Source organism: Nocardia sp. NPDC059691 (genome assembly GCF_042733915.1).
GTDB classification, from domain to species: Bacteria; Actinomycetota; Actinomycetes; order Mycobacteriales; family Mycobacteriaceae; genus Nocardia; species Nocardia sichangensis.
Window position 1 is genome coordinate 108,802 of sequence record NZ_JBHWFB010000016.1, and the last position, 20,194, is coordinate 128,995.

Genomic DNA, 20,194 nt, shown 5'->3' on the forward strand with positions numbered 1-20,194 from the left:
GCCGGGGTTGGCGCGAGGGGTGGACATCGAGACATGGCGCAGGCGTTTCGATGACCATATATCCATCCCCGCGGGCAGATTCGCTCGGGCGCGGTGGGCGATTCCGGCGTGATCGGGTAGCGTTCCGCACAGCTTCGACAAGGCGCCGTGCACGGGGTCGGAGGACGTGTTGCGGCTCGATGGTGGAGGGGTTTTTCGCATGCGCCTGGATCCCGACGCTGTCGACGCCGCCGGTTCCACGGACGCGCCGCCCCGGCTGTCGGAGGTGGTGACGAGACGCCTGGCCGAGGATCCCGCGGTCACGCCGTCGGTAGCGCGGACCGTGTTGCGCGCCATCGGCGCCGCCGAAACAGAGGACGCGTCAACGGCATTCGATCACTCTGGGATCTTCCTCAGCGCCATCCGGGTGTGCGGTTTCCGGGGTATCGGCCCCGAGACGACGCTGCAACTGCCGCCCGGGCCCGGCCTCACGCTCGTGGTCGGCCGCAACGGCAGCGGCAAATCCAGTTTCGCCGAGGCCGCGGAGTTGGCGATGACCGGAGGGAACCGCCGGTGGGACGGTCGCTCGGCGGCGTGGCGGGAGGGCTGGCGCAACCTGCACGACGGCACGGCAGCCCGCATCGAGCTGGAGTTGCTCACCGCCGGCGCCGCGCCGCGCCTCACCATCGCCAAGGAATGGGCGGCCGACGCGGACCTGCCGGACGCGCACTGGACCCAGCGTTATCCGCCCGCGCCGCCGACGGGATTCGACACCGACCGGTGGGCGGCCCAGCTCGAGCTCTACCGCCCCTTCCTGTCCTACAGCGAACTCGGCGCGCTGGTGGACGGGAAACCGAGCGACCTGTTCGACGCGCTGCACCAGCTGCTCGGTCTCGACGAACTCACCCTGGCGCAGGAACGGATCCGGATGCGCCGCCTGGAGCTGGAACGCGCCGTGCGGGATTCGCGTCAGGAACGCCTGGAATTGCTGGAGCTGCTCGCGTCGGTGGCCGACGACCGCGCGGTCCGGGTCGCCGGGCTGCTGCGGCCCGCCCAACCGGATCTCGCCGCGGTGGGCCGGGAAGTGCTCGGCGCGGTGGACGACCCGACCGGACCGGACGGCCTGCGCGCCATTGTGCGGCTGGCGCTGCCCGAGGACGCCGAAGTGGAGGCGGTGGCCACCCGGCTCGAGGAATGGGGCGCGGCGCTGGCCGCGGGAGCCACCGCCGACGCCGAAGCCGATCTGCGCCTGCTGGAACTGCTGCGCAAGGCGCGGGAACACCATGCCGCGAGCGGGCCGTGTCCGTGCCCTGTGTGCGGCCGCGGCGCGCTCGACGACGCGTGGGCGCGCGAGACCGATGCCGCCATCGAGCGGCTGACCGCCCGAGTCGACGCGCTCACCACCGCGCGGATCGAACTCGGCAACGCGGTGCGGGCCGCTCGGGCGCTTCCCGACCTCGTTCCCGCCGAATTGGATTTCGATCCGCGCAACCCGCCGTCGGTCGACACCACGGCGGTGCGCGAGGCCTGGGCCGAATGGGCCGCGCTGACCAACACCGAATACGCCCCGGACCTGCCCGCCCGGCTGCGCGCCGCCCACGCGCGACTGGTCGACGAACTCGACCTGTTGCAGAAGGGCACCCGCAAGGAACTCGACCGCTTGGACGAGGTGTGGACGCCGCTGGTGCCACGGATCGTGGCCTGGCTGGAGGGCGCGCGCGAGGTGGCCGCGCACGCCGCGGAGCTGCGCACCGTGAAGAAGGCCGAGGACTGGCTGAAGTCGGCCACCGCGGGTCTGCGCGGCGAGCGCATGACGCCGCTGGAGACGACGGCCCGGTGGGTGTGGCGCACGCTGCGGCAGCAGAGCAACGTCGAACTGGGCGCTATCCGTTTGCAGGGCAACGCGGGCACCGCGCGGCGCGTGCTGCTCGACGTGACCGTCGACGAGGTGGACGGCGCCGCGCTGGGCGTGATGAGCCAGGGTGAGCTGCACGCGCTCGGTCTCTCGCTGTTCCTGCCGCGCGCCACGGTGGAGCAGAGCCCGTTCCGTTTCGTCATGATCGACGACCCGGTGCAGGCGATGGACCCGGCCAAGGTGGACGGCCTGGCCCAAGTACTCGCCACGGTCGCCTGGACCAGGCAGGTGGTGGTCTTCACCCATGACGAGCGCCTCGCCGAGGCGGTGCGGCGGATGCAGCTCGACGCGACCGTGCTGGAAGTGCAGCGCCGCGACCGCTCGGTGGTCGAGGTGCGGGTGTCCAGCGACCCGATTCGCCGCTATCTGGACGACGCCCGCGCATTGGTGCGCACCCCGCAGTTGCCCGCGGCGATCGCCGACGAACTGGTGGCCACGTGCTGCCGTTCCGCGGTGGAGGCGGCCAGTCTGGCCAGGGCGCGGCGCACCCTGCTCGCCGCGGGCATGGATCACGCGGAAGTGGAACGCCACATCGATGCCGCGCATTCGACCCGGGCGAAAGTGGCGCTCGCGGTCTTCGGGGTCGGCAGCAAGGTCGACGACTTGAACAAGAACCTCATCGCGCGCGAAGGACGGTGGGTGGTGGACGCATTGCGCGACGCCACGGCGGGCGCGCACGTGCCGATCGGGCGCGATATGCGTGAGCTGATCGGTGAGACCGAGAAGTTCGTCGCGTGGCTGGCCCGGTGAGGCGCCGATGAGCGGGCGGCGTCGGCCGGTCGGCGCACGTCGTGGACCCGCGGGCGGCGGACGCGCGGCCAGGCACGGGCAGCGTGGGCCGAACAACGGCGCGCAACGCTCGCGCGCGAATCGGCCGTCGGTCGCCGAGCGGCTGGAAACCGTGGATCTGTTGCTCGCCGGATCGGTGACCGCCGCGGGCGGGCTGTGGTCCCGCGCGACGGCCTGGATTCTGCGGATCGCTCTGGAGCAGGCCGTCGACGAACTGTGGCTGCGGCTGGCGCCCCCGCTGGTCCGCTGTCCGATGCGGGCACAGCTCATCGCGCTGCGCGCCTTCGCGGGACCGGACGTGGCGGCGCGCGTGGCCGTGCTCTGGGCGGCGTTGTCGCGCGCCGCGCACCATCACGACTACGAACTCGCGCCGAGCGTCACCGATCTGCGGCGCTGGCGGGAGCAGACCGTAGCCTTGGCCGAGGACCTGGCGGCGGTGCGGGCGCGCCGGGATTCCTGACACAGGTCGGAAGGGCGCGGAATGAACAAGGCACGGCGCTGCCCGTGTGGGCGTGGCGAGGCATTCGAGGACTGCTGCGGTCCGGTGTTGAGCGGCGAGCGTCCCGCTCCCACCGCCGAAGCCCTGATGCGGTCGCGCTACACCGCGTTCGCGGTGGGCGATGTCGACTATCTGCTGCGTTCGTGGCATCCGCGCACTCGCCCGGCCGCCTTGACCCTCGATCCCGCCCAGCGCTGGTTGTTCCTGGAAATCACCCGGACCGATCGAGGTGGACTGTTCGACGACACCGGCAGGGTGGAGTTCGTCGCGCACTACCGCGACGCGGGCGGTCGCGGCGCACTGCACGAGACCAGCCGGTTCGCCCGATCCGACGGCGCCTGGGTCTACCTGGACGGCACGCACGACGACTGAGCGGTAGCGTCAGCGGGCATGGCACGCGTCGCGATCGAGTACTGCACCCAATGCCGCTGGCTGCTGCGGGCGAGCTGGATGGCGCAGGAATTGCTCAGCACCTTCGCTACCGACCTGGACGAAGTCGCGCTGCTGCCGGGTTCGGGCGGGGTCTTCCGGATCACCGTGGACGGCGAACAGATCTGGGAGCGCAAGGCCGACGGCGGATTTCCCGACATCACGGTGCTGAAGCAGCGGGTGCGCGACCGGGTCGCACCCGAGCGCGACCTCGGTCATGTCGACCGGCGCGAGTGAGACCGCGCCGGGAACTCAGCCGCAGCAGCCGCCACCGCAGCAGCCGCCGCCCGCCGGGGGCGCCGCCGGGGTTGGTGCGGGCGCGCCCGCGCCGCCTCGGGAGACGGTGGCGAAGGTGGTCAGCAACTTGACCGTGTCGTCGTGGCCGATCGGGCAGGTCGCCGGCGCGGCCGACTCCGCCATCGGACGGGTCACCTCGAACGTGTCACCGCAGCTGCGGCACCGATAGCTGTAACTCGGCATCCGCTCAGTTTAGGGCCTGTGCCGCCGGTGTGTTCGGATCGGCCTGCGCCAAATGCTTCGCAGCCGCGGGCCGCGTCCGTAGCGTGGCTGGGCAGCGCGGCGATGAAGAGGTGACGGCGATGGCGGACGGCAGCGCGGGAGCGGTACTTCGAGCGTTGCTCGAGCTGGGTCCGGCTCCGCGCAGTTCGATCGCCAGACACGCGGGAATCTCACCCGCCACGGTGACGTGGCAGACTCGCGCGCTGCTGGAGGCGGGGTTGATCGTCGAGCTGCCCGAGACCGCGGGCGCGTCCGGGATCGGCCGACCGCACAGCCCGCTGGCGCTCGACACCGCCGACAACGTGGCCATAGCGGTGCACATCGCGGCCACCCACACCACCGTCGCGCTGGTGGACATCGGCGGCACGCTCCGGCACAGCACGAAGGTGCCGCACCGCACGCACGCCCCGTACGACATCCTGGCCACCGCCGCCGCCGAGGTGTGCCGGGTCCGCGACGAGTCCGGCGGCCTGCGGATCGTGGGTCTGGGCGTCGCTACCGGCGGCCGGGTCGACCGAACGGCGGGGTCGGTGGTGGACCATTCCTTCCTGCGCTGGCGTGACGTCCCGGTGCGGGAGTATCTCGCCGCGCGCACCGGATTGCCGACCCAGCTCGACAGTCACACCAGAGCGCTGATGCACGCCGAGCAGCTGTTCGGCCGCATGGGCGCGACGGCGAGCTCGGTGGTGCTGTTCGTCGGCAACGTGATCGATGTGGCCATCGCGGTGCACGGGCAGGTGCACTATGGGCCGAGGTCTGGAGCCGGATCGATCGAGTCGCTGCTCGGCCTGGGCGCGGGAAAGAGCGCGGGCCCGCAGGGGGGCTCCTCGCTCGACGACTACTACTCCGATCATGCGCTGCTCGAGCGCTGCGGCGTGGCGTCGACCATGCCCGAGTTGGTGGCGGTGGCGGCCGAAGGCGCGCCCGTGCGCGGGCTGTTCCTGGAGCGCGCCCGCGTGCTCGGCCGGGTCGTCGCGGCGCTGATCGATCTGCTCGATCCCGAATCGGTGGTAGTGGTCGACCGCGGCCGTCGCGTCGGCGGCGTGTGGGAGGCGTATCTCGCGGCCGTTCGCGAACATTCGCTGTTGTGTACCGACCCGGCCGAACTGGTGGTCGGTTCGTCGTTCGAGGGACGAGTCCTGGAGATGTCCGCGGGCGCGGTAGTGCTGCACAGCCTGTTCCACACTCCGCTGCGCGCGCTGGAGGCGGCCGTTTGACTCCGACTTATTTTAAGTAGAACGAATATTGACGTGCGGCACGGTTATTCGGGAAAGTTCTTTCATGAAAGAAATGCACCGAGCCATTGCCGGGACCGGATCGCAACTGCGGTGTTGTCCGGGAGCGAGATATTCCCGAGAACACCGGATTCGACCCAGGAAATCACCGTGCGCAATTCTCTCCGGCGATTAGCACTCGTCACCTCCGCCACCGCTCTGCTCGCCGTCTCGTGCGCCACCGATGAGGGCGGCGACACCGATCTGAAATCCGCTCTGCCGACCACCGTTCCGGCAGGCACCTCGTTGTCGGTGGCGGTCAACACCACCCGCGTCGCGCTGGAAACCTCCGGTGAGATCGGCAAGCTGCCGTTCACCGTGTCGGCTTGGCCCGCCGTCTCCGCGGGCCCCGATGTCATCCAGGCCTTCCGTGGCGGTTCGGTGGATATCGCGACGAACGCGGGCATCCCGCCCATCCACGCCCACGCGACCGGTCTCGACGCCAAGATCGTCGGCGTCAAAGTCCGTGACATCCCGAACTATCAGCTGGCCACCGCACCCGGCGTGACCGTCAACTCGATCCAGGAGTTGCGCGGCAAGAAGATCGGCTTCTCGCCTGGCCAGGCCCAGGGCGTGGTGGTGCTGCGCACCCTGCGCGCCGCGGGCATCGGCCTGAACGAAGTGCAGCTGGTGGAACTCAACAGCCCGCAGTTCCTTACCGCGTTGCAGGGCAAGCAGATCGACGTCGCCCCGCTGGGGGAGCCGACGCTGACCAAATACCTGGACAAATACCGCGGGCAAGGCGCCACGGCGGTGGCCACGCCCGCGGTGGACGCGCTGACCGTGCTGTGGGCGCCGACCGCGGTCCTGCGCGACTCGGCCAAACTCGCGGCCGTCCGGCAATTCGTCGAGTTCTGGGCGCGCGGCGATGTCTGGGCCTGGGAGCACCAGGAACAATGGATCTCCTCTTACTACGTGAAAGACCAGGAAGTCTCCGCGGCGGACGGCAGGCGAATTCTGGATACGACACCGCGCCCCTATTTCCCGGACAATTGGGACAAAGCGATCGCATGGGAGCAGGACACCGTCGACTTGCTCACCGGTTCGGGCTATTTCGGCAAGCGGTTCGACGCGAACGAACTTTTCGACCGCCGCTTCGAACGAGTCGCCGCCGAGGCGGTGACCGCGAACTACCGCACCCAGGACACCCGGTGAACCGCTCGAGCGCCCGCACAACACAGGAGTCGCCATGACCATCGCACTGACTCGCACCGTAGCGGCGCCGCCGTCACGGACCGACGGATTCGTCGAACGCAGGCAATTGCGCAGGCTCGGGCTGCGCAAGTCCGTTCCGTTCGCCCGGATGCTCGGCGTCCTAGTAGTGCTCGGCCTCTGGGCGGCAGGCGCGCACTTCGGCTGGCTCGACGAACGCAAGCTGTCGGCGCCGTGGACCGTGCTGGAAACGGGCTGGGACCTGCTCGTCAACGGTTCGCTGGCGGCGAACGTATCCGCCTCGCTGCAGCGCGCGGGCATCGGCCTCGGCATCGGCGTGCTGGTCGGCACGACGCTCGCCCTGATCGCGGGCCTGTCCCGATTCGGTGAGTCGCTGGTGGACGGCCCGATCCAAGTGAAGCGGGCGATCCCAAGCCTCGGCCTGATTCCGCTGATGATCCTCTGGCTCGGCATCGGCGAATCGTTCAAGATCGTGCTGATCACCCTCGGCGTGGTGATCACCATGTATATCCAGACGCACGCCTCGCTCACCACCATCGATCAGCGGCTGGTGGAACTGTCGGAGGTGCAGCGGGTTTCGCGGGCCACGTTCATCAGGAAGGTCGTGGTACCCGGTTCGCTGCCCGGCTTCTTCCTCGGCCTTCGGCTCTCGGTGACCGGCGCGTGGCTGGCGCTGATCGTCGTCGAATCCGTCAACGCCATCGACGGGTTGGGCAAGATGATGCAGAACGCCCAGAACTACGGTCAGGCCGACGTGATCCTGGTGGGCCTCGCGGTCTACGGCACGTTCGGACTGTTGTCCGACGGTGTCATCCGGCTGGTCGAGCGGAAGGTGCTGTCGTGGCGACGGACGATCGCGGGGTAGGCGTACAGGTCCGCGGACTGACCCGCGGTTTCGGGGAACGCACGGTGCTGGACGGCATCACGCTGACGATCCCGGCCGGGCAGTTCGTCGCCCTGCTCGGCCGCAGCGGGTCGGGCAAGAGCACGCTGCTGCGCGCGCTGGCCGGACTCGACTACGACGTGGCCGGGTCGGGCACGCTGCGGGTGCCCGCCAAGACGTCGGTGGTGTTCCAGGACTCCCGCCTGCTGCCATGGCAACGGGTGCTGGCCAACGTGCTCTACGGCCAGCCGCGCTCGCGCAAGGCCGCGGCGGTGCGGGTACTCACCGAGGTCGGTCTCGCCGGACGCGAACGGGCGTGGCCCAACCAGCTCTCCGGCGGCGAGCAGCAACGGGTTTCGCTGGCCCGCTCCCTGGTGGGCGAGCCGGACCTGCTGCTGGCCGACGAACCCTTCGGCGCGCTGGACGCGCTGACCAGGATCAAGATGCACGAGCTGCTGCGGCAACTGATCCGGCGCCGCCGCCCGACCGTGCTGCTGGTCACCCACGACGTGGACGAGGCGATCGCGCTCGCCGACCGGGTGCTCGTGCTCGACGAGGGGCGCATCACGGTCGACGTGCCGGTGGACCTGCCCGCCGAGCGCGACCCGAGTCTGCCCGAATTCCAGCGCGTCCGTCGCGCATTGCTCGCTTCGCTGGGCGTCGCCCCGGCCGCTGTCTGAAAGGACCCGACCATGTCCGGTAAACAACTGCACCTCAACGCCTTCCTGATGTCGGTGGGACACCACGAGGCGGCCTGGCGGCTGCCGGAAAGCGATCCGTACGCGCACACCGACATCAACTACTACGTCGAGCTGGCCCGCACCGCCGAGCGCGGCAAGCTGGACTCGATCTTCTTCGCCGACAGCCCGGTGCTGATGGGCGATCCCGGCCGCAGGCCGAGCGGCAAGCTGGAGCCGACCGTGATCCTCACCGCGGTGGCCGTGCAGACCAGCCGGATCGGCCTGATCGCCACCGCCTCCACCAGCTACAACGATCCCTACAACCTGGCACGCCGGTTCTCCTCGGTGGACTGGGTGAGCAACGGCCGGGTCGGCTGGAACATCGTCACCACCGCGGGCGCCGACGCCGCGCGCAACTTCGGTCTGGACGACACCCCGGACCACCAGCTGCGTTACGAGAAAGCCGCCGAGTTCGTCGACGTGGCCACCAAGCTGTGGGACAGCTGGGACGACGACGCGATCGTCGCGGACAAGAGCCTCGGCATCCACACCGACGCGAGCAAGGTTCGCAAGATCGGCCACCACGGCGAGTTCTTCAAGGTCGACGGTCCGTTGAACGTGCCGCGCTCGCCGCAGGGCTACCCGGTGCTGGTGCAGGCGGGCTCCTCGGAGGACGGCAAGAACTTCGCCGCCCGCTACGCGGAAGCGGTGTTCACCGCGCAGCAGACGCTCGAGGACGGCAAGGCGTTCTACACCGATCTCAAGCAGCGCGCGGTCGCGCTGGGCCGTGACCCGGAGACGATCAAGATCCTGCCCGGGATCGTCCCCGTCATCGGCGACACCGAGGAACAGGCACGCGAACTCGACGCCGAACTCGAGCGCCTGATCTCGCCGGAGTACGCGCGCCGCCAGCTGGCCGCGCACTTCAAACTTCCGATCGAGCAACTCGACCTGGACAGCGAACTGCCCGAGGATCTGCCCACCGAGGACGAGATCCAGGGCGCCAAGAGCCGGTTCACGCTCATCGTGAACCTCGCCCGGCGCGAACGACTCACGCTGCGCCAGCTGATCGGGCGGCTCGGCGGCGGCCGCGGGCACCGCACCTTCGCGGGCACGCCCGAGCAGGTGGCCGACACCATCGAGCACTGGTTCCGGGAGGGCGCCGCCGACGGGTTCAACATCATGCCTGCCGTGCTGCCCTCCGGACTGGAGCGCTTCGTCGACCAAGTGGTGCCGATCCTGCAGCAGCGCGGGCTGTTCCGCACCGAGTACACCGAGACCACCCTGCGTGGGCACTACGGCCTGGACCGGCCGGCCAACCAGTACGACACCGCGGACGCGCTCGTGGTCGCCCGATGAGCTCGGTTCAACCGGATCCGTCCCAGCCGGGATGGATCCGGTACCTGACGCGCCGCTGTCTCGAGCACCGCCGCCTGGTCGTGGCCGCGGGCGCCGGTGCGCTCGCGGCGGCGCTGCTGACGGCGGTGCTGCCCCTCATCGTGCGGCACGTGGTGGACACGCTCACCACCACCGCGGCGTCGGTGGCGCCGTGGGCGGCGCTGCTGCTGCTCGTCGGCGCGGCGCGATTCGGGTCATCGTTCACGCGCCGGGTGGCGTCGTCCCAGCTGTCGCTGGGTGTGCAGCACGATCTGCGCCGGGACCTGTTCGCCGCGCTGCTGCGGCTGGACGGCCGCGAGCAGGCGGACCTGCGGACCGGTCAGGTGGTCAGCCGGGCGATCACCGACGTCACGCTGATCCAGATGTTCGTGCAGCTCATTCCCATGGTGGCGGGCAATGTGGTGCTGCTCGCCGGTGCGCTGACCCTGATGACTCTGATGTCGCCCGCCCTGACCGTGATCGCGCTGCTCGTGGTTCCCGCCTTGTGGATCATCACCCGGCGCAGCCAGCGCAAACTCTTCCCAGCCAACTGGGACGCGCAGGCCCGCGCCGCCGAGGTGGCGATGCGGGTGGAGGCCGCGGTCGCCGGGGTGCGAGTGGTGAAGGGATTCGGCCAGGAACGGCACGAACTCGACGGATTGGCCGCGAAGGCGCGGGAGCTGTACCGCTCCCGGCTGCGCGTCGCGCGCATCACCAGCCGGTTCACCCCGGCGATGCAGGCCGTGCCCGCGGCGGGACAGGCGCTGATCCTGATCGCGGGCGGGCTGCTGGCGCTGTCGCAGTCCATCACGCTGGGCACCTTCTTGGCGTTCATGACCTATCTCGGCTCGTTCGTCAGCCCGATCCGGCAGTTCGCCATGCTGCTGACGGTCAGCCAGCAGGGCAAGGCGTCGCTGGACCGGGTGCGCGAGGTGATCGAGGCGCCGACGCCGGTGGAACGTCCCCAGGTCGAGACGGTGCGCGGCAGTACGCCCCCGCGCGTCGAGTTCCGCGGCGTCGGTTTCGGTTTCGACCGCACCCGGGTGCTCGACGGGCTGGAACTGACCGTCGAGCCGGGCGAGACCATGGCGATCGCGGGCGGTGCGGGCAGCGGCAAATCGCTACTGGCGCAATTGCTTCCGCGTCTGGTCGACCCGGACGCCGGGGCCGTCCTGTTCGACGGCGTCGACATCCGCTACCTGTCCGACGCCCGCGACCAAGTGGCGATGGTGTTCGAGGACACCCACCTGATGGCCGACAGCATCCGGGCCAACGTGGCATATGGACGTCCGGCGGCCACGGACGAAGAGGTCTGGCACGCTTTGTATCTCGCCGCGGCCGACGGGTTCGTGCAGACGCTGCCCGAAGGACTGGATACCAGGATCGGCGAGCGCGGGCAGCGGCTGTCCGGCGGGCAGCGGCAGCGCATCGCGCTGGCCCGCGCGCTGCTCACCGACGCGCCCATCCTGGTTCTCGACGACGCCACCTCGGCCATCGACGCGCAGGTCGAGGAACAGATCTACGCCAGGATCGCGGCGGAGGTGCGCGGGCGTACCACCATCGTCGTCGCGCATCGCCTGTCCACCCTGGCGCTCGCCGACCGGGTGGCCGTGCTCGACGACGGACGGGTGGCGGAACTGGGCACGCTGCGCGATCTGCAACACTCCGGCGAGTTGTTCCGCGCGCTGTTCACCCCGCCGGAGGTGACGGGAATCGGCGTGGACGCCGGGCTCGCTCGGCCCGAGGCGCCGACCTCCCCGCTGTGGGTCGAGCCCGCCGGGGACGATGATGACGGCGCACGCACCCTGGAGCAGGTGGCGAAGGCGTTCTCCCAGCGTGCCGCCGGTGCTCCTGCCGGAGCGGGCCGGGCGGCGGGGCCGGGGATGCTCGCCGCCGCGCCGCCCAGCGGTGACGTGCAGGAGCTGATCGACCGCCTTCCCGCGCTGACCGGCGAACCGGAGGTCTCCGAATCCTTCTCGCACACACCGGATCCGGAGTTCTCGCTGCCGCGGCTGCTGCGGCCGTTCGCGGCGCCGTTGCTGGCCGGGCTCGGTCTGGTGGGGCTCGACGCCCTGGCGCAGGTGCTGATTCCCTTCCTGGTGCGTTACGGCATCGACCACGGCGTCCTGGCCGGCGCGCGCGACGTGCTGCTGGTCGCGGCGGCGCTCGCGCTGCTCGTGGTCGCGGTGGACTGGGCGATCAGCGTCGCGCAGGTACGGGTCACCGGGCGCGCGGGCGAGCGGCTGCTGTACGGCCTGCGAGTGAAGACCTTCGCGCAGTTGCAACGGCTCGGCTTGCAGTACTACGAGCGCGAACTCGGCGGCCGGATCATGACCAGGATGACCACCGACGTCGACGGGCTCTCCGCGTTCCTGCAAACCGGCCTGGCCACCGCGCTCACCAGCACGGTGACCATCGCGGGCGTCGTGATCGCACTGCTGGTCATCGACGCGCGGCTGGCGCTGGTGGTACTCGCGCTGCTCCCGCTGCTGGTGATCTCGACGGCGGCGTTCCGGCGTGCGTCGGTGCCCGCCTACAACCTCGCACGCGAGCGGGTCAGCATCGTCAACGCCTACCTGCAGGAGAACGTCGACAACATCAAGGTCACCCAGGCCTACCGGCGCGAGGAGCGCAATCGGGCCGAGTTCGAGCGGCGGTCCTGGGACTATCGCGACGCGCGCCTGCGCAGCCAGATCCTGATGGCCGTGTTCTTCCCGTTCATCGAGTTCATGTCCGTGGTGGCCACGGCTGCGGTGCTCGCGGTGGGCGTGCACCAGGTGCGCGAGGCCGTGCTCACCGCGGGCACGCTCATCGCCTTCCTGCTCTACGTGGATCTGCTGTTCGCGCCGATCCAGCAGCTGTCCCAGGTCTTCGACAGCTACCAGCAGGCCGTGGTCGGCGTCGATCGGCTCGGCGAACTGCTGCGCACGCCGGTCGCCACCCCGGACGCCGCCGACGCGCGTGCGGTGTCCCGCCTGAACGGTGCGATCGAGTTGCGCGGAGTCGGATTCACCTACGAGACCCGCGCCGAGCCGGTGCTCTCGGGTATCGATCTGCGCATCGAGCCGGGGCAGAAGGTGGCGCTGGTCGGCGAGACGGGCGCGGGCAAGTCGACGCTGGTGAAGCTGCTGGCCAGGTTCTACGACCCGACCGAGGGCGCGGTGCTGGTCGACGGCGTCGACGTGCGCGACTATCGCTTGCGCGAGTATCGCAAGCGGCTCGGCGTGGTCCCGCAGGAACCGTTCCTGTTCGGCGACACCGTGCGCGCGGCAATCTCCTACGGCAAGCCGGAGGCCACGCCCGCCGACATCGAGTGGGCGGCGCGGGCGGTGGGCGCGCACGAGATGATCGCCGCGCTGGAGCACGGGTACTACCAGCCCACCGGCGACCACGGACGCAGCATGTCGGCGGGCCAGCGCCAGCTGCTCGCGCTCGCGCGGGCCCAGCTCGTCGAGCCGGACATCCTGATCCTGGACGAGGCCACCGCCTCGCTGGATCTGGCGACCGAGGCCAGGGTGCGGGCCGCGGTGGACGTGCTCACCGCCGGGCGCACGACCATCGTGGTCGCGCACCGGCTCGCCACCGCCGCGGACGCGGATCTCATCGCGGTGGTGGGCGAGGGGCGGCTGTTGCAGACCGGCACGCACGCGCAACTGCTCGGCGAGGACGGGCCGTATCGCCGCTTGTGGGCGGCGTATGTCGGCGACGACACGGCGTCGGTCGGTGACCGGGAACCGGAGGCCGCGACCTGATCCCGCGCCACCGTGACAGCAGGAGCATTCTCCTGGCTATCCCCAGGTGGCGGTGGGCGCCTGCGCTCGCGTGACCGATTCGACACCGCGGCGCCGGCCAGGGGCCTGAACAGCGGATGAATGGGAGTCGACGCGGCAATGTCACGGCATCGCGACGCTCTCGTACTGATCTTCGACGTACTCTCGAAAAAGAAGTATGAGGAGGTCTGCGATGCGCGCTCAGTTCTCCGAGGCGGTGCCCGGTCCCGACGGTTCGGCCGAGCCCATCGCGCGAACGGCCTACGGCGACGTGCGTGGTGTGCGCGAAGGGCCGGTGTCGGTCTGGCGCAGCATCCCCTACGCGGCGGCTCCCACCGGTCCGGCCAGATTCGCTCCGCCACGGGCCCCGCAGCCTTGGGACGGGGTGCGCGACTGCACCGTTTTCGGGCAGATCGCGCCGCAGACGATGGGCACCATGGTCCCCGTCGACTCCGGCCTGACCATGGGCGAGGACTGTCTGTGGCTCAACGTCTGGTCACCGCGGCCGGAGACGGGCGATCCCACCCGTGGCCCGGACACCGAGCCGCGCCCGGTGCTGGTCTGGCTGCACGGCGGCGCGTACTGCCTGGGCACCGCCGCGCAGCAGATCTACGACGGGCGCAAGCTGGCCGCGGCCGGTGACGTCGTGGTCGTCGGGGTCAACTATCGGCTCGGTGCGCTCGGCTTCCTCGACTTCTCCTCGCTCGGCGACGACTTCGCGCCGAACCTCGGTCTGCACGACCAGATCGCCGCACTGGAATGGGTACGCGACAACATCGCCGCGTTCGGCGGCGATCCCGGCAACGTCACGCTCTTCGGCGAGTCCTCCGGCGCGGGTTGCGTCACCGCGCTGCTGACCGCCCCCCGCGCCGCCGGGCTGTTCCACCGGGCGATCGCGCAGAGCCCGCCCGCCACGACGGTGTTCGGGCAGGAACGGGCCGCGACTGTGGCGCAGCGGTTCCTCGAGCTGATCGAGCTGCCCGCGACCAGGGCCGAAGAGCTGCTGGACTGCCCGATCGAGCGGATCGTGGCGGCGGCGGGCGTCCTGCTCGACGAGATACCGCTGAAGGAGCCGGGCCGGCTTGCGGCCGCGCCCGTGGTCGATGGCGATCTGCTGCCGACCTACCCGATCGACCGGTTCCAGCGCGGACAGTCGCACCGGGTGCCGTTGATCATCGGCACCAACAAGGACGAGGCGTCGCTGTTCCGGCTGCTGCGCTCGCCGATCATGCCGGTGACCCCGGACGCGGTGAACGCGATGCTGCGCGACGTCGCGGCGAGCCACCCGGAGATGTCCGCGGAGCGCATCGCCGAGATCACCTCGGCCTACCCGGACCTGAAAAAGGCGCGCGGGGCGCTGGCGATGTCGACCGACGCGGCGTTCCGGATGCCGGCGCACTGGGTGGCCGACGGTCACGCCGAGCACTCGCCCACGTGGATGTACCGCTTCGACTACGCGACCCCGATGCTGAGGGCCGCCCGTGTCGGCGCCGGTCACGCCACCGAATTGCCTTACGTCTTCGGCAATTTCGGGACGCTGAACCTCGATCCGACCTTCTGGCTCGGCGGCCGCAAAGCGGCCATGGACGTCTCCGGGCGCGTGATGCGCCGCTGGCTGGCCTTCGCCGCGCACGGCGTCCCCGCCGCGCTCGACGGCTCCAAGCACTGGCGGCCGTATCGCCTGGGCGCCCGCGCCACACTGCTCATCGACGGCGTCGATCGCGTGGTCGACGACCCCGACCGCGACCTGCACACCGCCTGGGGACAGCAAGCCGTCGGGTTCTCCTAGCAGACGTTCTTCGCACAGCACGCGATTCGGGTCGTCCGCGCCGTCGGCAGGCGCCGGAAGTGGCGGCAACACCAGCCCGATCGCGCCGCCGCCGGATGCCTGGTCGATCGCGGCACCCGGCGAGCGTGAGCGCCTCAGACGTCGGTGGAGAAGCGGATGCCGCCGTCGGGAATCTCCACGCCGGGCCAGACGCGAGCGCCGCGCAGCAGTTCGCAGCGGGCGCCGATGTTCGCGCCGTCTCCGATGACGCCGTCGCGGACCAGCGCGCGGGGGCCGATGCGCGCCCCGAAGCCGATGATGGTGCGCTCCACCGTCGCGCCCGCCTCGATCACCGCGCCGTCGAAGACGACCGCGCCGTCCAGGCGCGCGCCCGCGCCGATCTCGGCGCCGCGGCCGACGACCGTGCCGCCGATGAGCACCGCACCCGGAGCGACACCCGCGCCGGGATGCACCAGCGATTCACCGCGCTGCCCCGGCAGGGCGGGGGAGGGCGCGATGCCGCGCACCAGATCGGCGGAGCCACGCACGAAGTCCTCGGGCGTGCCCATGTCGCGCCAGTAGGAAGCGTCGACGTACCCCTGGACGCGGGCGCCCTCGGTCAACAGCGCAGGGAACACCTCGCGCTCCACCGACACCGGACGCCCCGCCGGGATCTTCTCGATGTACTCCCGGCGGAAGACGTAGCACCCGGCGTTGATCTGATCGGTCGGCGGATCCTGGGTCTTCTCCAGGAACGCGGTGACCCGGCCGTCCTCGTCGGTGGGCACGCAACCGAACGCGCGCGGGTCGCTGACCCGGACCAGGTGCAGCGTCACGTCGGCGCGGGTCGACTCGTGGGTGTCGAGCACCGCGCCGAGGTCGGTTCCGCCGAGCACGTCGCCGTTGAACACCATCACGTTGTCCGCGCGCAGCTTGGGCAGCACGTTGCGGATCGCGCCGCCGGTGCCGAGCGGCTCGGTCTCGGTGACGTACTCGATCTCCAAGCCCAGCTCGGAGCCGTCGCCGAAGTGCTCCTCGAACACTTCGGCCTTGAACGACGTGCCCAGCACCACGTGCGTGATCCCGGCCTCGGCGATACGGGCGAGCAGATGGGTCAGGAACGGGAGCCCGGCCGTCGGCAGCATCGGCTTGGGCGCCGAAAGGGTCAGCGGCCGCAGCCGCGTGCCCTGCCCGCCGACCAGGATCACCGCGTCGGTGCCTGTATTTCCTGCCATCAAGCTCCCCTGTTCACAAGGTCGTTTCTCGCCGCCGTCGCCGGTTACCCGGCGTCGCGCGCCTGCTGGCGCAGGGCAGATCGAACCGCAATCCGCGAGCGGACCGCAAGTCCGGCCCGCAGCGCCAACCGCAGCGGAGCCTGCCACCAGTGCGGATGCCGGTCGGCCTGGAACCGGTAGGCGCTGGCATGGTGGGCGGGCAGCATCACTTCGGGATGGCGGCCCGCTGCGTGACCTTTGGCATGGGTTACCTCGGCGTCCGGCACGAAAACGTTGTGCCAACCCGCCTTGCCCATCCGGTCGCCGAAGTCGACGTCCTCCATGTACATGAAGTAGCGCGAGTCGAAACCGTCGATCGAGTCGAACGCCGCGCGCCGCACCAGCAGGCACGACCCCGACAGCCAGCCGACGGCTCGCTCGGAGATCTCCTCGTTCTCCTGCCGGTACCTGCGGGTCCACGGGTTGGACTTCCACACCGTGCCCAGGATCGCGTGTCCGGCGCCGTCGAGCAGGCCGGGCACCCGGCGGGCCGACGGGTACACGCTGCCGTCCGGCTCCAGCACCAGCGGACCGAGCGCGCCCGCGCGCGGCCAGCGCTTGGCGGCGGCGAGCAGTTTGTCGATGGAATCGGTGCCCCAGCGGATATCCGGGTTGGCGATCACGACGAATTCGATCGCCGGATCGATCTCCGCGACCGCCCGGTTGATCGCGCCGCCGTAACCGATGTTGCCGCCGGTGCGCAGCAGCCGCACGTGCGAATTGGCCTCGGCGACCAGCTCCGGCACACCGTCGACCGACCCGTTGTCGGCGAGGATCACCTGAGGTTTCTCGGCGGTGGCCCCGGCTAGAGTGCTGATGAAGTGCTCTAGGTGCTCACCCGGCGAGTAGGTCACCGTGACGACGGCCAGGCCCGCGGGCGCGGCGGATTCGGAATCACTCACGACAGCCAACCTTAACGGGCGCAACCGCAAGCCGTCCGTCGATGGCTCGCGCTCGTCCGCAGCCGAGGTGGAGGATGCCGGACAGGCGAGCGCGCGTCGTGTGTCGAGCGGAGGCCCGCCCGGCTGGCGCAGCGGGACATCCTCGGGGCGATACCTTGCGCGTGGCCGGAACGAAAGCGCAGTACGCCTGACGGGCGCTGCGGGAGACAATCTGCGCATGACCGGGGTGCGAGAGTACGCCCGACGGGCGCAGCCGGACATCGTCGGTCGACAGCCTGCGCGTGATCGCGGAGGTAGGCCCAACGCGCGCAGCTCGACCCCTCCGTCGATGGCTCGGCATGCCGCGAAGGCAAGGTACGCCTGGCGGAGGGAGCCAGCTGTCGTCCATCAGCCCGCATGACCGGAATGAATGCGGAGGTACGCCTCAATCGGCCTGCCGCGCCAGCGCATCTCCCAACGCGGTCCGCCAATCCCGCAGCGGCGTGAGCCCGGCGTCGTTCCAGGCCCGCGGCGAGAGCACCGAAAACGCCGGGCGGCGTGCGGGTCTGGGGAACGCGGAGGAGTCGCACGGACGGACGCGCCCCGGATCGGCGCCGACACCGGCGAACACCGCTCGGGCGAGCTCGAATCGGCTGGCCCGCCCGGCGTTGGTGGCGTGCAGCACCCGCGGCGCGTCCGGCCTGCCCGCCAATTCCAGCAGCGCGACGGCCAGGTCGGCGGCGTAGGTGGGCGAGCCGACCTCGTCGTCGACGACGTCGACCGTGTCGCGTTCGCGCTCCAGCCGCAGCATCGTGGCGACGAAATCGCCGCCGCGCCCGGTGTATACCCACGCGGTGCGCACCACGTGCGCGTCCCGGCAGCGGCTCAGCACCGCCTGTTCCCCGGCGAGCTTGGACGCCCCGTAGACCGACGTCGGTCCGGTCACATCGGCTGTGTCGTACGGCCGATCCTGGGTACCTGGGAAGACGTAATCGGTGGACAGATGGATCAGCCGGGCACCGAGGTCGGCGCAGACGTCGGCGAGCACGGCCGGTCCGGTGGCGTTGCCCGCGTACGCCGCCTCGGTTTCGGTTTCGGCCAGGTCGACGGCGGTATAGGCGGCGCAGTTCAGCACCACGTCGCCGGGCGTGAGCACCGCGCGCACGGCGGCGGGGTCGGTGATGTCGAGTTCGGCGCGCCCGTAGCCGCTGGCGGCCGGAGCGAGACGACGCAGTTCCCGGCCTACCTGCCCGTGCGCGCCCATGACGACGAGGCGAGCGGACGCGGTGGAGTCGGGCGCGGTGGGGTCGGTCACGGGCGCAAGTCTGGCACGCCGCCACGTCCTCGGTTGCGGCCGTTCGCGCCCGCCGTTCGATAGCCTTGTGCTATCGGGGGATCCCGAAACCGGGCGGGGCGAGCGGTAACCATGGTGGCGGATCGGTTGCGCACGCGTCGCCAGGACACCGAGTTTCGGCGAGAGGATGCGGACTTGTCGCAGCGGAGGGGCACATCGGCGGCGTCGCGGGCGACCGGGCCCGGCGACCGGGCCTTCGGGCCGCTGCGCTCGCTCGCCGTGGCCGCCGCCGTGATCGTGCTGGTGCTCACCGGTTTCGCCTGGCACAGCGTCGACGGGCTGGTGGCCGACATCGAGCGTCTCGGCGATCTGGGCCTCGGCGGCGGTCGCGACGGCGCGGTGGACATCCTGCTGGTCGGTGTGGACAGTCGTACCGACGCGCACGGCAACCCGCTGTCGGACGCCGAGCGCGCGATGCTGCACGCGGGCGACGAGGTCGGCACCAACACCGACACCATCGTGCTGCTGCGCGTGCCGAACGACGGACGCTCGGCCACCGCGATCTCGATCCCGCGCGATTCCTACGTCGGCATTCCCGGCCTCGGCATGGGCAAGATCAATTCCGCCTACGGCGCGACCAAGGCGGCACAGTTCCAGAAGCTCCTCGACCAGGGCGTCTCGAACGTCGACGCGGAGCGGCAGTCCACCCAGGCGGGCAGGCAGGCGCTGATCAAAACGGTGGCCGGGCTCACCGGTATCACCGTCGATCACTACGCCGAGGTGAGCCTGCTCGGCTTCGCGCTGCTCACCGACGCCGTCGGCGGCGTCGAGGTATGTCTGCGGAACCCGGTCGACGAGTGGATGTCCGGCGCCAAGTTCCCCGCCGGACGCCAGCGCCTGGACGGGCCGCGGGCGTTGAGTTTCGTGCGCCAACGCCACGATCTGCCGCGCGGCGACATCGACCGCATCGTGCGCCAGCAGGTGTTCATGGCACAGCTGGTGCAGCAATTGCTCAGCGCGAAGATGCTCGGCAACCCGGCCAAGCTCCAGCAACTCAGCGACGCGGTGGGCCGGACGATCGTGCTGGACGAGGACTGGGACGTGCTGGCGTTCCTGCAGCGGTTGAAGGATCTGTCCGGCGGGCAGGTGAAATTCGAGACCATTCCGGTCGCCGATCTCAACGGCGAGACCGGCAACGGTGAATCCGTGGTCAAGGTCGAGCCCAAGGCGGTCAAGTCCTACGTCGCCTCGCTGGTCGGCGGCGACCCGGCCCCGCGCAACGCCGAGCCGGGGTTCGATCCCGCGACCGTGACGGTCAGCGTCTACAACGCGGGCGGCATCGGCGGACTCGCGGCCGAGGTCGCGCAGGCCTTGAGCGCCAAGGGCTTCCGTCAAGGCACGGTGTCCAACTACAGCGGCGGCCACGTCACCGGCAGCCGCGTGCTCGCGGCGGACACCTCCAGTCCGAAGGCGCAGGCGGTCGCCAAGGCGCTCGGCGGGCTGACGGTGCTCGCCGATCCGGCTCTGTCCCCGGATTCGGTGAGTGTCGTGCTGGCGAGCGACTATTCTGGTCCGGGCTCGTCGGCGAGCCGGATGTTCGACCTGTCCGGAACGTCGACCGCGGCCACACCAGTCCCGCCCGCTCCACCGATCGACGCAGGCCAGAACGGACCGAAATGCGTGAACTGAA

At 70.5% G+C, this 20,194-nt stretch carries 16 protein-coding genes; 12 read left to right on the top strand and 4 right to left on the bottom strand.

The window, feature by feature from the left end:
* Positions 1-199 precede the first annotated feature (199 nt).
* From ACFV2O_RS30315 to ACFV2O_RS30330, 4 genes are read left to right on the top strand one after another with little or no spacing between them, the layout of a single operon-like run.
* Positions 200-2,644, top strand: coding sequence for an AAA family ATPase (locus ACFV2O_RS30315; protein ID WP_379254889.1), 2,445 nt, complete (start codon positions 200-202; stop codon positions 2,642-2,644).
* 7 nt (positions 2,645-2,651) lie between these two features.
* Positions 2,652-3,143 (top strand): hypothetical protein, encoded by a 492-nt coding sequence (locus tag ACFV2O_RS30320; RefSeq protein ID WP_355077200.1) that lies wholly within the window; start codon positions 2,652-2,654, stop codon positions 3,141-3,143.
* Between the two features lie 21 nt (positions 3,144-3,164).
* Positions 3,165-3,554, top strand: a complete 390-nt coding sequence (locus ACFV2O_RS30325; protein WP_379254891.1) for a YchJ family protein — start codon at positions 3,165-3,167, stop codon at positions 3,552-3,554.
* An 18-nt stretch (positions 3,555-3,572) separates the two neighbouring features.
* Entirely contained in the window at positions 3,573-3,848 is a 276-nt protein-coding gene (locus ACFV2O_RS30330; RefSeq protein WP_379254892.1) for a SelT/SelW/SelH family protein, read from the top strand.
* A 15-nt stretch (positions 3,849-3,863) separates the two neighbouring features.
* Here ACFV2O_RS30330 and ACFV2O_RS30335 read toward each other — a convergent pair whose 3' ends face one another.
* Complete coding sequence (locus ACFV2O_RS30335; RefSeq protein WP_379254894.1) at positions 3,864-4,091, bottom strand: zinc ribbon domain-containing protein; 228 nt, start codon at positions 4,089-4,091, stop codon at positions 3,864-3,866.
* Between the two features lie 119 nt (positions 4,092-4,210).
* Here ACFV2O_RS30335 and ACFV2O_RS30340 point away from each other — a divergent pair, with 119 nt between their 5' ends.
* The 7 genes from ACFV2O_RS30340 (at position 4,211) to ACFV2O_RS30370 (ending at position 15,076) form a co-directional block, all read left to right on the top strand.
* Positions 4,211-5,347, top strand: coding sequence for an ROK family protein (locus ACFV2O_RS30340; RefSeq protein ID WP_379254896.1), 1,137 nt, complete (start codon positions 4,211-4,213; stop codon positions 5,345-5,347).
* A gap of 168 nt (positions 5,348-5,515) precedes the next feature.
* Complete coding sequence (locus tag ACFV2O_RS30345) at positions 5,516-6,559, top strand: ABC transporter substrate-binding protein (protein ID WP_364432540.1); 1,044 nt, start codon at positions 5,516-5,518, stop codon at positions 6,557-6,559.
* A 34-nt stretch (positions 6,560-6,593) separates the two neighbouring features.
* Positions 6,594-7,442 (top strand): ABC transporter permease, encoded by an 849-nt coding sequence (locus ACFV2O_RS30350; RefSeq protein ID WP_355077189.1) that lies wholly within the window; start codon positions 6,594-6,596, stop codon positions 7,440-7,442.
* A complete protein-coding gene (locus ACFV2O_RS30355) occupies positions 7,418-8,140 on the top strand; it encodes an ABC transporter ATP-binding protein (RefSeq protein WP_379254898.1) in 723 nt (240 codons plus the stop codon). The genes ACFV2O_RS30350 and ACFV2O_RS30355 overlap by 25 nt, the downstream gene beginning before the upstream one ends.
* A gap of 12 nt (positions 8,141-8,152) precedes the next feature.
* A complete protein-coding gene (locus tag ACFV2O_RS30360) occupies positions 8,153-9,499 on the top strand; it encodes an LLM class flavin-dependent oxidoreductase (protein ID WP_379254899.1) in 1,347 nt (448 codons plus the stop codon).
* Positions 9,496-13,269 carry an ABC transporter ATP-binding protein gene (locus ACFV2O_RS30365; protein ID WP_379254901.1) on the top strand — a complete coding sequence of 1,258 codons (3,774 nt, stop codon included), beginning with the start codon at positions 9,496-9,498 and terminating at the stop codon, positions 13,267-13,269. The genes ACFV2O_RS30360 and ACFV2O_RS30365 overlap by 4 nt, the downstream gene beginning before the upstream one ends.
* 211 nt (positions 13,270-13,480) lie before the next feature.
* A complete protein-coding gene (locus ACFV2O_RS30370) occupies positions 13,481-15,076 on the top strand; it encodes a carboxylesterase/lipase family protein (RefSeq protein WP_379254902.1) in 1,596 nt (531 codons plus the stop codon).
* A gap of 134 nt (positions 15,077-15,210) precedes the next feature.
* Here ACFV2O_RS30370 and ACFV2O_RS30375 read toward each other — a convergent pair whose 3' ends face one another.
* From ACFV2O_RS30375 to rfbD, 3 genes are all read right to left on the bottom strand, one after another.
* Positions 15,211-16,290 (bottom strand): NDP-sugar synthase, encoded by a 1,080-nt coding sequence (locus ACFV2O_RS30375; RefSeq protein WP_356967317.1) that lies wholly within the window; start codon positions 16,288-16,290, stop codon positions 15,211-15,213.
* 44 nt (positions 16,291-16,334) lie between these two features.
* The gene (locus ACFV2O_RS30380; protein WP_355077177.1) at positions 16,335-17,231 is read right to left on the bottom strand and encodes a glycosyltransferase family 2 protein; all 897 of its coding nucleotides are present in this window, start codon (positions 17,229-17,231) and stop codon (positions 16,335-16,337) included.
* A gap of 424 nt (positions 17,232-17,655) precedes the next feature.
* The gene (rfbD, locus tag ACFV2O_RS30385) at positions 17,656-18,474 is read right to left on the bottom strand and encodes a dTDP-4-dehydrorhamnose reductase (protein ID WP_379254970.1); all 819 of its coding nucleotides are present in this window, start codon (positions 18,472-18,474) and stop codon (positions 17,656-17,658) included.
* A 162-nt stretch (positions 18,475-18,636) separates the two neighbouring features.
* On the opposite strand from rfbD, the gene ACFV2O_RS30390 reads away from it, so the two are divergent.
* Positions 18,637-20,193, top strand: coding sequence for an LCP family protein (locus tag ACFV2O_RS30390; RefSeq protein ID WP_379254903.1), 1,557 nt, complete (start codon positions 18,637-18,639; stop codon positions 20,191-20,193).
* Position 20,194 lies beyond the last annotated feature (1 nt).